The sequence below is a fragment of the Methylobacter marinus A45 genome (assembly GCF_000383855.1).
Taxonomy (GTDB): Bacteria; Pseudomonadota; Gammaproteobacteria; order Methylococcales; family Methylomonadaceae; genus Methylobacter; species Methylobacter marinus.
The window spans coordinates 1,436,477-1,451,031 of sequence record NZ_KB912877.1; the positions used below are offsets into that span (position 1 = coordinate 1,436,477).

General features: G+C 51.5%; 12 protein-coding genes. 7 read left to right on the forward strand and 5 right to left on the reverse strand.

The genetic code is table 11. The features are described from left to right. Window positions 1–348: 348 nt before the first annotated feature. The gene (gene crp / locus METMA_RS0106545) at window positions 349–1,002 is read right to left on the reverse strand and encodes a cAMP-activated global transcriptional regulator CRP (RefSeq protein WP_027147096.1); all 654 of its coding nucleotides are present in this window, start codon (window positions 1,000–1,002) and stop codon (window positions 349–351) included. A gap of 139 nt (window positions 1,003–1,141) precedes the next feature. Here crp and METMA_RS0106550 point away from each other — a divergent pair, with 139 nt between their 5' ends. Both METMA_RS0106550 and speD read left to right on the forward strand, forming a co-directional pair. Further along, window positions 1,142–1,561: an OsmC family protein gene (locus tag METMA_RS0106550; protein ID WP_020158275.1), complete on the forward strand. Its 420-nt coding sequence runs from the start codon at window positions 1,142–1,144 to the stop codon at window positions 1,559–1,561. Between the two features lie 5 nt (window positions 1,562–1,566). Next, the gene (gene speD, locus METMA_RS0106555) at window positions 1,567–2,373 is read left to right on the forward strand and encodes an adenosylmethionine decarboxylase (RefSeq protein WP_020158276.1); all 807 of its coding nucleotides are present in this window, start codon (window positions 1,567–1,569) and stop codon (window positions 2,371–2,373) included. 296 nt (window positions 2,374–2,669) lie between these two features. Here the strand turns inward: speD and METMA_RS0106570 are convergent, their stop codons facing one another. Beyond that, entirely contained in the window at window positions 2,670–3,146 is a 477-nt protein-coding gene (locus METMA_RS0106570; RefSeq protein WP_020158279.1) for a hypothetical protein, read from the reverse strand. Window positions 3,147–3,287: 141 nt separating this feature from the next. On the opposite strand from METMA_RS0106570, the gene METMA_RS24100 reads away from it, so the two are divergent. Genes METMA_RS24100 through METMA_RS0106585 form a run of 3 tightly spaced genes read left to right on the forward strand, consistent with a single transcriptional unit; the run spans window position 3,288 to window position 11,015 of the window. Further along, window positions 3,288–8,417, forward strand: a complete 5,130-nt coding sequence (locus tag METMA_RS24100; RefSeq protein ID WP_020158280.1) for an AAA family ATPase — start codon at window positions 3,288–3,290, stop codon at window positions 8,415–8,417. Continuing rightward, entirely contained in the window at window positions 8,410–8,814 is a 405-nt protein-coding gene (locus tag METMA_RS0106580) for a response regulator (RefSeq protein WP_020158281.1), read from the forward strand. Before METMA_RS24100 ends, METMA_RS0106580 begins: the two co-directional genes overlap by 8 nt. Before the next feature lie 5 nt (window positions 8,815–8,819). Next, on the forward strand, window positions 8,820–11,015 hold the full coding sequence (locus tag METMA_RS0106585; protein ID WP_020158282.1) for a GGDEF domain-containing response regulator: 2,196 nt from the start codon (window positions 8,820–8,822) through the stop codon (window positions 11,013–11,015). On the opposite strand, the gene METMA_RS0106590 is transcribed toward METMA_RS0106585, so the two are convergent. Then, window positions 10,987–11,574 (reverse strand): CPBP family intramembrane glutamic endopeptidase, encoded by a 588-nt coding sequence (locus METMA_RS0106590; protein ID WP_020158283.1) that lies wholly within the window; start codon window positions 11,572–11,574, stop codon window positions 10,987–10,989. The two genes, METMA_RS0106585 and METMA_RS0106590, sit on opposite strands and share 29 nt — an antisense overlap. Window positions 11,575–11,656: 82 nt before the next feature. Here METMA_RS0106590 and METMA_RS0106595 point away from each other — a divergent pair, with 82 nt between their 5' ends. Next, window positions 11,657–11,914, forward strand: coding sequence for a YcgL domain-containing protein (locus METMA_RS0106595; protein ID WP_020158284.1), 258 nt, complete (start codon window positions 11,657–11,659; stop codon window positions 11,912–11,914). A gap of 223 nt (window positions 11,915–12,137) precedes the next feature. On the opposite strand, the gene dcd is transcribed toward METMA_RS0106595, so the two are convergent. Next, complete coding sequence (gene dcd / locus METMA_RS0106600) at window positions 12,138–12,704, reverse strand: dCTP deaminase (RefSeq protein WP_020158285.1); 567 nt, start codon at window positions 12,702–12,704, stop codon at window positions 12,138–12,140. 277 nt (window positions 12,705–12,981) lie between these two features. Here dcd and METMA_RS0106605 point away from each other — a divergent pair, with 277 nt between their 5' ends. Further along, window positions 12,982–13,953, forward strand: a complete 972-nt coding sequence (locus METMA_RS0106605) for a FecR family protein (RefSeq protein ID WP_020158286.1) — start codon at window positions 12,982–12,984, stop codon at window positions 13,951–13,953. Window positions 13,954–14,102: 149 nt separating this feature from the next. Here METMA_RS0106605 and METMA_RS24105 read toward each other — a convergent pair whose 3' ends face one another. Beyond that, window positions 14,103–14,522, reverse strand: coding sequence for an ABC transporter permease (locus METMA_RS24105; RefSeq protein ID WP_332248887.1), 420 nt, complete (start codon window positions 14,520–14,522; stop codon window positions 14,103–14,105). Between the last annotated feature and the right edge of the window lie 33 nt (window positions 14,523–14,555).

Sequence of the window (14,555 nt, forward strand, 5' to 3'; positions counted from 1 at the left end):
CTTCCTCAAGTGCGCGGATGAATTTCCGGTGTAGGTGCGGACTTATCCGCACAGTGCGAATGAATTCGCACCTACAATTCCCTGATTTATTCCATAGCCATTACTAAGGAACGTGAATTTTAGCACCCGCAACCGGCTTGTCTTTCCGTCCCCCTTCGGCGTTGCCTACGGGGATGTAGGTAAAGGGCGTGAGCACGACTGCATGGATGCAGGAGGTAGAGCAACGCAGGAGCAGTTGCCGACGACTGCATGGACAGAAAGCCTGCCTCAATCGCGGGCCTTATTTCATTCCCGTTCCTAACTCACACTAGAGGCAACCTGGCCTGTCGCCTCTACGTTGACTCGGGGTTAACGCGTACCAAACACGACGATCGTCTTGCCATGAGCACTGATCAGCCCCTTATCTTCCAGTTCTTTTAACACGCGCCCGGCCATTTCTCTCGAACACCCGACAATGCGGCTGATTTCCTGGCGAGTGATATGCAACTGCATGCCATCCGGATGCGTGATGGCATCGGGTTCCTTGCAAAGATCCAACAAGGTTCGGGCAATTCGCCCTTCCACATCCATGAAGGCCAAATCGCAAAACTTACGATTGGCCGTGAGCAATCGGCCTGATAATTGCTCGCCCAACATGAAAAGTAACTCAGGCGCATACTCGAGTAATTCTTTTTTTAACGCCTGCCGGAAACGGTCATAGCCTATTTCGGCCAGTCGGCACTCGCTGCGCGTTTTAATAGTAACTTTTCTCGTTTCTACTCCTTTAAAAACACCAATCTCTCCTATGAATTCGTTTTTGTTAAGGTAAGCCAGAATCAGTTCACGTCCATCGTCATCTTCCACGCAGACACTGACCGATCCCTCCACGATATAATATAGCCGGTCTCCGGCATCACCAGGCCTGATTATAGTGGCCTTGGTCTGATACTTTTTTTTGTGGCAAAGGTTTAAAAACTGCTCCAATGCCTTTTTACTGGAGTCTTCTTGGGAAATAAGTGTCATATTAAAAACTCATCCAATGTCCATGTTGTATGTATGTCTTTAATAACAGTGCAGGATTTTAACGAAAAAATCAACATTGAAACTCTGTCAATCGCACATAATATGCTACCCTATGCCACATTTTTAACCGGGGAAAAAAATGCAAGCAACAGTCAAATGGGTGGACGGCGCGATGTTCGTCGGCGAATCCGGCAGTGGCCATGCCGTGGTGATGGATGGTCCGCCCGACCACGGCGGGCGCAATATGGGCATACGACCCATGGAAATGATTTTATTGGGAGTCGGAGGCTGTTCCTCATTTGATGTGGTTCAGATTTTGCAAAAAGGCAAAAACGACATCGTCGATTGCATCGCGGAAATTTCCGCAGAACGGGTTGATGCCATACCCAGCGTGTTCAGCAAGATTCACATGCATTTTATCGTCAAAGGCCGAGGCTTAAAGCCGTCAACGGTCGAGCGGGCAATCAAGCTGTCCGCGGAAAAATATTGTTCGGCATCGATTATGCTGGGCAAGGCAGAGGTGGAGATCACCCATGATTTTGAAGTTATCGAGGTTTAACTATTTTGAAAAAGTTGCAATTACAAGGCTTTAACAATTTAACGAAGTCGCTAAGTTTCAATATATACGATGTCTGCTATGCGCCCGCCGAGCAGCAGCAGGCTTACATTGAGTATATTGATGAAGCCTATAATGCCGATAGACTGACACAAATTCTTAAAGACGTGGCCGAAATCATCGGTGCGCAAATCCTTAATATTGCCCATCAGGACTATGAACCGCAAGGCGCCAGTGTGACCATGCTGATTTCGGAAGGCGATGCGCCGCCGCCGCCCAGCATGAACAGTCAGTCGCCGGGGCCATTGCCGGACACTGTACTGGCGCATCTGGATAAAAGCCATATTACCGTACATACCTATCCCGAAAGTCACCCGGACAACGGCATCAGCACGTTTCGCGCCGATATTGACGTGTCGACCTGCGGCCAGATCTCGCCGCTGAAAGCGCTCAATTACCTGATCCACAGCTTCGAGTCCGACATTGTCATCATGGATTATAAAGTGCGTGGCTTTACACGCGATATTTCCGGCAAAAAGCACTATATCGACCACAACATCACCTCGATCCAGAACTATATCGCCAAAGACACATTGGAAAGCTATCAGATGATAGATGTGAACGTCTATCAGGAGAATATCTTCCATACCAAGATGATGCTGAAGGAAACCGAACTGGAAAATTACCTGTTCGAAAAGGAAAGCAATTTGTCAGTCGATCAAAAAGCCGAGATTCAGGAAAAACTGCAGAAAGAGATGTTTGAAATCTTTTACGGCCATAATTTTCAGCGCAACTATGAAGAAGTCAAATCATAATACCTGACTGTCGACAGGGCGACCGACCGGTCGCCCTATTCCGCCAACCCCTTTATATGCCGGGCAATTAACGCCGCGAAGGCTATCCCCAACTCTCTTCTTTCTTCCAATCCCTCTGCGCCGAAACCACGGGCGTCAGGCATTTTGTCAGCGCCACAGGGAACTAATGCCTGGCAAATCGGTTCACAGGAACAAAATAGCAGATTGTTATCATTATGTTCTCCTCGTTTTTTTCAGCAGTAACGCCCCGACCCTGAATTATTTCATTGAAGCCGCCGTCTGCATCAACTACTAGATTATTCCTGTTTTTGTGCGTTTCTTGCCTCTACGATGTCGTAGTATTCATCCGGTTTCGGCCGGTATAAGAACAGCCCCAACGCCGACAGGCCAGTAAATATATACAGCGTATTGAAATCATCACCCAAAATAAACATGACAAAACCGAAAATCCCCACGCTTTCAATCAATGCCGCCGAAACCGTAACGGTCAGTAGATAACGGTTTTTGGCCGACTTGTCGCCGGGCATGGTTTGGTTCAGGCGTAGTTGAATATGCCGGATCAGATTGGTCAACGGAAAAGTGACAATGGCGACGGCATATAAAATCGTTCTGATCAATTCCCGCTGATCATGAGGCAGATGCTGCTGCAACTGCCCCCCGGCGATATGGCAGGCCATAATGGCCGCCGCCAGCATGACCAGCATCATGATGACGATTATCCAGGGCAGGATAAGATCGGATTTCAATTGTTCGCGTTCAACTTGGCCCAGCATTTTATTTCCCGGTTAGATGCGTAAATAGCGCTTATGATAGCAAAATCTGTTACTTAGACTGACATTTCCATGCGATATCAACTTACATTCCTGTAAAGAATGCTATAGTCCATCCATGTACTTTCGTTTAAGCCCACTGCAATGAAAACATTATTAAATTTTAAAATCTTGAATAAACTGGGCGAAAGCATGCATGCCGATGTCTATCAAGCGCATGACTTAAATGATCAGGACAATCTACTGGCCCTTAAGAAAATCAAGCCGCAATTTTGCAGCGAGGATGCCGTCTCCTATATACGCCAGCAGATTAACCAACTCAGCGAACTGGAACTACCTCGCAGCATTATTCCCGAGGTCTATCATCCCTCGGTCGACTCGTTGTGCCTAATACAGCCCTATATCGAAGCCCAACCGCTAAGTCGCTGGCTGGAAAGCCATAGGGCACCCGATCTGCTGACAACGATCAAGATCATCATCGCCATTGCCGAGCAACTGGAAGACATCCACAAAGCCGGGCATATCCATAAGAGCATAAAGCCCACGAACATACTGATCGACCCGGAAACGCTGGCCGTCCAGATTATCGATGACATCCGGGTGCTGGATATCAATCAGCTTAGCCATTTCATTTACGAAGAGCATTTCCGCCTACAAACGCTGCCTTATTTATCGCCGGAACAAACCGGCCGCATCAAGCATTCGGTCAATTATACGACCGACTTGTATTCGCTGGGCACCATATTCTTTGAATGCCTGGCTGGCAAACCGCCTTTTTTGTTTGACGATCCGATCGCCATCATTCACTCCCATATTGCCGAAACTCCGGCACTGATTAATGAAATAAACCCGGACATACCTAAAGTCATCGGCAAAATCATTGCGCTGCTTTTGGAAAAAGCCCCCGAAAAACGTTATCAGACAGCGGCCGGCCTAAACGTGGATCTGAAATATTGTTTACGTGGGCTACAGCAAAACCGGGACATCAACAGTTTCATCCTGAAGCAAAAGGATTTCAGCAACCGCATTACGATTCCGTCGTTAATGGTCGGGCGTGAAGAGCAAAAAAAACAATTGCTTGATGAATACAGCAAGGTCTGTGCCGGTGTATTTCGTTCGGCACTGATTTCAGGCTTGTCCGGCATCGGCAAAACACGGCTGATTCAGGAACTGCAGTTGCCGATTATCGCGCATGCCGGCTATTTCACTTCCGGCAAGTTCGACCAGTTCAAAAAACATATTCCTTACAGCACGCTGATCCAGGCCTTCAGTCATCTGATAAAAACTTTCCTGACCGAAGACCGGGGACGTATCGCCTACTGGCGCCGGCGCATCAGCGAGCAATTAGGCGAGAACGGGCGCCTGATTACCGACCTGGTTCCCGAATTGCATCTGATTATCGGGCCCCAGCCGGAAGTGCCGAACTTGCCGCCGATTGAAGCGCGCAACCGGTTTAATGACACGGCCGAAAAATTCCTCGCCAGCCTGATCTCGGAAGAACACCCGTTAACGCTGTTTATTGACGACTTACAGTGGTGTGACGGCGCCACGTTCGATTTACTCGAGCGTATTTTCGACAATGCCATGGACTATCCATATTTATTCTGGCTAGGCGCTTACCGGCAAAACGAGGTCGACAGCAGCCACCGGCTGATGCGCCTGATCCACAAAATCAAGCAGGCCCATCGCCCGCTGCAGGAAATCCGCCTGGAGGCGCTAGGGCTTAGCGAGGTCAACCAGATGACCGCGTATATCCTGAACACTTATCCGTCCAGGACCCAGGATTTATCGAAAATCATCTACCAGACCTCGGCCGGCAACCCCCTGTTCGTCAACGAAAGCCTGCGCTGGCTGCATACCTACAAGCATCTGCACCTGACCGAAAACGGCTTATGGACATGGGATGACGAGCAATTGCGCCATACCGCCATTCCCGATTCGGCACTGGACCTGTTCAAGGACAAAATCGCCAAGCTGCCCCAGCCTGTCCGCGAGTTGCTGAGTATTGCCGCCAGTCTCGGCGCCAGGTTCGAGGCATCCGATCTGGCACTGACGACGGCAATGACGCTGCCGGCCCTTTATCATGCCTTGACGCCGGCATTCAACAGCAACATTTTGCTCAGGGAAAAAGACCAGTTGCTGTTTTTCCACGACCAGGTTCAGGCCGCGGCCGCCAGCTTTCTTGATGCCGACAAGAAACGGCGCATACACGGGCAGATCGCCACGGCGCTGATCAGCGCCATTCCCGAACACGCCGACCTTGAAACCCTGCCCAATCTGTTCGCCATCGTCGAACACCTGGCTAACGGCAGGGAACCCGGCCAAAGCCTGGAGAGCCGTCTTGAAGAGGCGAAATTCAATTATTACGCCGGCATCGCGGCCATGAAAGCGCTGGCGATGGACAACGCCAACTATTTTTTCCATCAAAGCAAAAACCTGTACCCTGAAGACAGCTGGGACAAAGACTATGCGTTTTTATTTTCCCTGCATAAATACCTGGCCCGGACGGAAATGGCCCTGGGCAACCAGCCCGCATCGGAACAAATCCTGAACACGCTGATCAATCACTCAAAAAGCGATATCGACCGCATCGACTGTTTATACGAACAAACGACCGGTCTGTCCTCAATGGGCAAGTTTGAACAGGCCATCGCCCTGGGCAATCGCGGCCTGGCCTATTTCAACCGGTCCATTCCCGATGATGATGAGCAGTCGCTGGAGCGCGCGGCCACGATTATCCAGCAGATCCATGCGGGCGATACCGATATTTGGCAGAAAATACTCGATATTGAACCCAGCAGCGACCGGGCCACTCAAATTGAAACCGGCATCTACAGTGAACTGATTCCCGATTACTATCTGGCGGGCATGGTGCCGCAGCTTTATCTATCCGCTATTCAATCAACACAGAACTGTCTGGGCGGCGGCGTTGATGAATCAGTCATTTATGGTTTTTCAATGGTGGGCCTGTACCTGCAGCGCAAAGGCCAGTATGAACTGTCCTTCCGCTATGAAGACTTAGGTCTGGCCCTGGCGCACCGCTATCCCGACACATTTGGCGCAACTAAAGGCATCAACGGCATTCTATGGACCAATATGCATAACCGCAGCGATTCGGCTTATATTATTGAACAGTGCCAGAAAAATATTCACCGGGGCAAAAACTGCGGCGATTTATATAACGCCGGCCTGTCCTATGGCCCGTATATCTGGCATTTAATTCATCAGGGCGCGCATTTGCGGCAAGTCATTGATGTGGCCGAGGAGTGCATCCATTTTTCCAACCGATTCAATCTATCCCTGTCCCTGGGACTGGCCGAAAGCGCCCTTGCCGGCTGGGCGGATATGATGAATACGGAGCGGACACCTTGCAGCGAGCAGGAAATAGCGGACAAACTCAATAAATGGGCGACCGATAAACACGTCGTCTCGATCGGCGGCTATTACTCACTGAAAGGCATCAGCAGCCATTATCTGGGCGATTACGAGCAGGCGGCAGACTACCTGCATCAGGCGGAACCCTATTTGCGCGGTTTGAGCGATAACATTCTCAATCGCCTGTGGTATGTGTTTCGCTATGTCAATGGGCTCAGACTGCACAAGACCATACCGGACGAAGAACAAGAGACGTTAGACTATTGCCTGGAGCAGGTGCAAACCTGGGCCGAGCTCGGGCCGATTTTAAAACCCTACCTGACCTTTATGCGGATGGAACAGGCACACCACAGCGGCGATTTCAGCGAAACGCGGCGTCACTGTCTTGATGCGATCGACCTGAGCAAATCACAGCATTTCACCCTGCTGGAAGGCTTCCTGAATGAACGGCTGGGCCAGATACTGATAGACCGCCAGCATAACTACGCCAATTACTATTTAACCCGGGCGGCAGGCCATTATTTTGACTGCGACGCGGAGATCAAAGTCAGGCAACTGACGGAAAACTATTCCATCACTCTGCAGACCGATGACAATACCCCCGCCGATGCGTCCCTGGCGCAGATGCTCGATGTCAATTACCTGCTGCTGGCGACGCGTACCATCACGCAACAGCAGAACCTGAACGGTCTGCTAAGCGCCATCCTGCAATCGATCATGGAACGGCTCGGCGCCAAAACCGGCTATCTGCTCATTGCCGAACCGCAGGACCTGGCCGTATTGGCCAAAGGCATCAAGCACGGCTTTGTTGACGTACAGCTGCGCGGCGACCCGAATCTGAGCACCGATACCTTGAGCCTGGCCATCGTCAACTACGTGTACCGTACCGCTGAAATGCTGGTGCTTGATAACGCCGGCAGCGACGGCGATTTTATAGCGGACGGCACAGTGCAACACCAGCATCTTAAATCGGTACTTTGCGTGCCGTTGTTGAAACAGCAACAGGTCCTGGGCGTCTTGTTCCTGGAGAACAACCTGATCACCTCCGCGTTCACGCGCGAGCAAATCGAACTGACCCGGCTGTTAACCGCGCAAGCGGCGATCGCGCTGGAAAACACCCTGCTGATCGAGGAAATGAAGCGCAGCCAGGCGCAAATACAATTACTGAATGAGGAACTGGAACTGCGCGTTGCAGAGCGCACCGCCTCCTTGAACAGCGCCAATGAAGAGCTGAAGCATTTTGCCTATGTCGTGTCCCATGATCTGAAAGCGCCGCTGCGCGCCATTAACCAGCTATCGGGCTGGATTTGCGAGGACTATGCCGACGCCTTTGATGATAATGGCCGCGAACAGATGGCCTTGCTGCGCGACCGCGCCAAACGCATGCACGAAATGATCGACGGCATCCTGCAATACTCCCGGGTCGGCCGTTTCGTGGAACCCGAGGAACAAATCGATTGCAACCAGCTGCTGGCGGACGTGATCAGTCTGATCGCGCCGCCCGCCCACATAGAAGTGCATATCCAGGCCGACTTACCCGTCATCGAGGGAGAAAAACTGAGACTGTTTCAGGTTTTCCAGAACTTACTGGATAATGCCATCAAATACAACGATAAGGAGAAGGGCATCATCTCGGTCACCTGCATGGAGCAAAACCACTACTGGCAGTTTGCAGTGACCGATAACGGCCCCGGCATCGATAAAAAATACCAGGAAAAAATATTCCAGTTATTTCAAACTTTAAAACCTAAAGACCAGTCCGAAAGTACAGGTATCGGTTTAAGCCTGATAGAGAAAATTGTCACGACGTGGGGCGGCAAAATCTGGCTTGAGTCTGAAGTAGGAAAAGGGAGCTCTTTTATTTTCACCATACCTAAAAGAAGAAAAAAATATGAATAGCATTCAACCCATCTTGCTCGTCGAGGATGATCAAGTCGATATCATGACCGTGGAACGCGGCCTGAAAAAACTCGGCGTGATCAATAAACTGGTCACAGTCAATAACGGCGAGGAAGCGCTGCAGTATCTGGAAAGTTCCGAGGACGAACTGCCCTGCATGATCCTTTTGGACATCAACATGCCCAAGATGAACGGGCATGAATGCCTGAAACAACTCAAAAGCCATCCCGCTTTTAAGAACATCCCCGTGATCATGCTGACATCATCGATGGAACAGCAGGATGTCGATCAAGGTTTCGCCCTCGGCATTTCCGGCTATATCCTGAAACCAGTCGATTACGATCAATTCATCGATGCCATTCAAGTGCTAAACTCATACTGGACCATCAAGAAATAAGTCTTATGCCGGACATAAAAGTATTATTAGTCGAAGATGACCTGACCGACCAGATGAGCTTCAAGCGCTTTGTCAAGCATGAGCATTTGCCTTATGCCTTTGACATTGCCGGCTCCGTGGCGGAAGCCATCGAGGCCTTGCAACAGAACGAGTATGACGTCATTCTGGCCGATCACGCCCTGGGCGACGGCACGGCCTTCGACCTGTTCGCTTTTATTCCCGACACCACCTCGGTGATTTTCGTGACCGGCAGCGGCGCCGAGGATATTGCCGTCAGGGCGCTCAAGATGGGGGCTTCCGATTATCTGTCCAAGGATCTTAACGGCCAGTACCTGAAGTTAATCCCGATCACCATCAATCATGTGTTAAAAGCCAAGTCGGCTGAACGGGAACTGGATGAACATCGCCACCGGCTTGAAAACCTGGTTGCCGAGCGCACGACAGAACTGCGCCAGGAAATCGGCGAGCGCCAGCAGGCGGAAGAGCAGCTAAGGCGGGAAAAAGAACGCGCGTTGATCACCTTAAAGTCCATAGGCGACGCCGTTATCACCACCTCTAAAAACGGCATTATCGAATTTTTGAATCCGGTTGCCGAAAAGCTGACCGGCTGGCGCGTAGCCGAAGCCCGGGGGCGCGTCATTGACGAGGTCTTCAATATATATAACGACATCACCCGAAAGCCGCTGCCCAACCCGGTGTTTCGCGTTCTGGCCACCCATGAGACCGAATTCATCAGCCACGATACGCTGCTGATCAACCGCTACGGCATAGAATATTCGATCCAGGATTCCGCCGCCCCGATTCATGACCGGGAGCGCCAGATACAGGGCGTGGTCCTCGTATTCAGCGATGTGACGGCATCGCGGCGCCTGTCCAAGGAGCTTGCCTATCAAGCCGCGCACGACCCCTTGACGGGCCTGGTAAACCGCCGCGAATTCGAAGTCAGGCTCAACCGTATCTTGAAAGCAAGAAATCACGATGAAGGCGACTTTGCCTTCTGCTATCTGGACCTGGACCAGTTCAAAATCATCAACGACACCTGCGGCCATACCGCCGGCGACGAACTGCTCAAACAGGTGACGACCCTGCTGCAGCACGAGGTCAGGGTGCGCGACACGCTGGCGAGGCTCGGCGGCGACGAGTTCGGCATCCTGATGGAACACTGCACGATTGAGCAGGGCGAGCGTCTGGCCAACTCCTTGCGCGAAATCATCGCCAATTATCGCTTCAGCTGGGAGCGCCAGAGCTTTCGCATCGGCGTCAGTATCGGCCTGATCGCCATCGACAACGAATTCCACTCGCTCAACGACCTGCTCATGATTGCCGATGCCTGCTGCTACGCCGCCAAGGACGCAGGCCGCAACCGGGTTTACGTGTACCAGAAAAACGCCGAGGAAATCCTGCAGCGCTCCGGACAGATGCACTGGATCGCCAAGCTGAACGAAGCCCTCGATAAAGACCATTTCCGCATTTATAAACACCACATCAAAAGCATTCACGAACAGGAAGGCGAGCATTACGAGATCCTGGTCAGGATAGAGGAAAACAACAACACCCTGATCCCCCCCGGCGCGTTTATTCCAGCCGCCGAGCGCTATGGCCTGATGCCGAAAATCGATCAGTACATTATCGCCAAGACCTTCGCCTGGTTCGCGGACAACCCCCAGCAACTGGACCAGTTATCGCTGTGCACGATCAACCTGTCCGGCCACACCCTCGGTAGCGAGGGCATCCTGGCGACCATCACGCGGCAACTGGATTATTACGCCTTGCCGGCCCATAAGTTCTGTTTTGAAATCACCGAAACGGCGGCGATTTCCAACCTGAACATGGCGACCACGTTTATTACCACATTAAAGGAAAGCGGCTGTCGGTTTGCGCTGGATGACTTCGGCAGCGGCCTGTCGTCATTCGCTTACCTGAAAAACCTGCCGGTCGATTATCTGAAGATTGACGGCATCTTCGTCCAGGATATCTGCAACGACGAAATCGATCTCGCCATGGTCAAGTCCATCAATGAGATCGGCCATCTGATGGGCAAGAAGACGATCGCCGAATTTGTCGAAAGCGAAAGGGTTTATGACAAAATCGTGGAATTGGGCGTCGATTACGCGCAAGGCTACTGGATCAGCCAGCCTGTCCCGCTGGAGACGCCTTATTCCGCCCCGCCGGTTATTGACGCGCCCTATACGCTCGAATAAGCGCCATAAAAGCCAGAAAATCGTAGAGCCCGTGAATGATGATCGGCGTCCACAGGTTCCTGTCGCCGCCATAATCGAGAGACCAGCCCAGATAAAGCCCCACCGATGCCGCCAGCAGCGCATAAAGCGGCGTCACGGCATGCGCCAGCCCGAAAAGAATATTGCTGCCGATCAACCCCACTGCCATGCCCCATAACGACTCCATCCAGGGTTGAATGACGCCGCGGAACAGAATCTCCTCGGATACCCCCGCAATCGCCGCCAGCATGAACACATCGACCCAGTGATAACGCTGCAAACCGGGCCCCAGCGTTTCAACCAGCAAGCGTCTGATTTGCGCCAGGGAATCTATCTGCATCTGCTCCAGCGCCAGAAGCGCGACAAACAACGGCGCCGTCCCCAAAACGCCGTAGCCGATGGCGCTTTCCGAAAAGGATAAATGCTCGAAAGGATTGATGCCGGCAATCCAGCCCAGGAACACCGCGACCAAAATCAGCGACGCTTCAAAATAACAGGCCTGTTTAAAAAAGGTGTCGGGATTGAAAGGAGTTTTAGCCATCGGTGCGATTGAAAATTAGGAATAAGCCATTCTAAACAAAAATGGTTAAAATAGCTGCCCCGATTGATTATCGTTTAATGCCATGCACTGTTTCATTTATAAAAGCCTTAAAAAAGAAGACCTTTACCTGTACATCGATAAAAAAGACGATTTTTCCAGAGTGCCGGAAATGCTGTTCAACAGCTTCGGCAAAATGGCCTTTGTCATGGACATCGAACTGACACCGGAACGCAAGCTGGCCCGTGAAGATGCCGGCAAAGTCATCGCCAGCCTTAGGGAAAAAGGCTTTTTCGTGCAAATGCCGCCGACCAGGATACCGGCGCCGTTGAAAGTTCAGTAGGCGTATAGGCCGGAAGATCCCTCCAAAGTCCGCAACTCACCTGAAAAGACGCGCCATAGCCCCTGCATGGAAACAAGCATCGCGTAGGCTGGATTGGAGCTTTAGCGGAAACCCGGCATGGGCGGCCTCGAATGCCGGGTTAGCAACCCGGCCTGCCATGCTCTTCATGGCCAGTTAAGCTGTCGACAGGCACAGGCTATAACCTGATCCCCAACCTGCAAATTTACGTCTTCGGCAACGTCACGCCAGTCTGCCCCTGATACTTGCCGCCCCTGTCCTTGTAAGAGGTTTCGCACACTTCGTCGCCGCCAAAAAACAGCATCTGCGCGACGCCTTCATTAGCGTAGATTTTGGCGGGCAGCGGCGTGGTATTGGAAAACTCCAGCGTCACATGCCCTTCCCATTCCGGTTCCAGCGGCGTGACATTGACGATAATGCCGCAGCGCGCATAGGTCGACTTGCCCAGGCAAATCGTCAGGACATCGCGCGGGATACGGAAATACTCGACCGTCCGAGCCAGCGCAAACGAGTTCGGTGGAATGATGCAGACATCGGACTTCACATCGACGAAGCTGTTCGAGTCGAAGTCCTTCGGATCGACAATGGCCGAATTGATGTTGGTAAAGATCTTGAATTCATCAGAACACCGGACATCATAGCCATAACTGGATGTGCCGTAGGAAATGACGCGCCCCTGCCCCGCATTTCTGACCTGACCGCTTTCAAACGGCTCGATCATGCCGTGCTGCTCCGCCATGCGGCGTATCCACTTGTCCGACTTAATGCTCATGAAATACTAAATACCCGGTTGATTTAAAAAGACTAATTTTCACACAGACAGATAGCCGGGCGCAAGGCGTAAACAACCAGTCGGCGGCCGCTGCCAGATTAGTATTCAGTCGTAGGGTGCGAGGCTGTGAAAGAATTAGTGAAAAACGTCATAAAAATCCCTATTCACCACGAAGATCACGAACGACTGCAGGGACAGGAAGAAAAGTCAGCTGCGGGAGTTATAAAATTCACGTTCCTAAGTATAATGTTGACTTATCGGATAACAATAACAGCTTATGATAAAACAACCGCATTCCAACGCCATCCGCCAACAAGCCATTGACTGGTTGGTGCGCCAGCAGTCCGGAACGTTCTCCATCTCCGAACGCCGGAAGTTTGAACAGTGGCTTGCCGCCGATTCTTCGCACCGTCGTGTCTATGAGCAAGTAGAGCGTGCGTGGAGAGATTTGCCTTGTCCACAAGCTGAATTGTCCGTCGCGCGTAAAAAAACAGGCTGGTTGCGATTGTTACACCACCCCTTGCTATTGGCTAGTGCCGCCAGCGTGTTGCTCGCGGTCGGCCTCGGTGTCAAGGAGGGCTGGCCTTTAGTCGACGACAGCGTGTTTCAGACTGCAAAAGGCGAACTACGTCAAATAACTCTGGCCGACGGGTCTCTGGTTGAACTCAACTCCGATACCGAACTTGCCGTTCATTACACTTGGCGAGGGCGGTCGCTGGAACTGGTACGCGGCGAAGCTTTGTTCAGCGTGGCTCCGGGCAAGCTGCGCCCTTTTGAGGTATGGGCAGGAGGCGGAAAACTGCGCGATATCGGCACCCGTTTCGATGTCGCGATTGGCCCTTTGGCAAACCGAATTTCGGTATTGGATGGAGCGATTAATCTCAGTTTACCGGCAACAGGCGAGCAACGCCAAACCGAGGCTGGGCAGATGATGACTTATAATGCCGCCACCATTCTTTCCGAACCCGTTGCCGCCGATATCCAAACTTTTGCCGTTTGGCGAAACCGCAAGCTGATTTTCCGCAATACGCCGTTATCGGAAGTGGTCAGGGAACTGGAGCGTTATCATCCGGTGCATATCCGTCTTGCCGATTCGTCCTTGAACAATTTGACGCTCGGCGGAGTTTTCGACAGTAACGATCTTGAGCGCTTTCTTACTACTCTGGAAGCGGTTTTGCCGGTTGAAGTTAAACGCGACAACAACGGTGATGTGTTGATTAATCACGGCTTAGTAATGGGCATGGAATAAATCAGGGAATTGTAGGTGCGAATTCATTTATGCCCTATAGGTACTTGTGCCCTTCAGGGTATTCGCACTGTGCGGATAAATCCGCACCTACATCTGAAATTCGTCCGCGCACTTGAGGAAGTTATTTTATGCGCATTCCTATTAGACAATTACCATAGAAAATCCCGAAATCGGCGAATAAAAATAAAGTACGCTGTAACGAACAGTAGCAGCAACGCCGCTAGTCCGCCACCGGCAATAGCCTTTAATCCAAGGGCAGGTTGTACCGAGCCGTAAGCTGCGCGCAACGCTTCGCTAAGATAGGTGGTCGGTAACGACAAAGCGGCAACGTTCCACGGTGTTTCTAACATATCGTAACTGAAGAAAGTGCAGCCCAGATACATCATCGGCAATAGGATAAAAGACATGATTTCCTGAGCCTTGGCCGGTGTTTGTGGCAGGCAATAACAGACTACCCCAAGCAAGGCGAAGACGGTCGCACCATAGACCAGGCAGAGCAAAGCCGCCCACGGCATTAGCCCGGATATTTCATAAAAAAAGCGGGCAAATCCCGTAGAGTTCGATAAAATTCAGTTGCTTAGATTGAATTTGAACAAGGATTT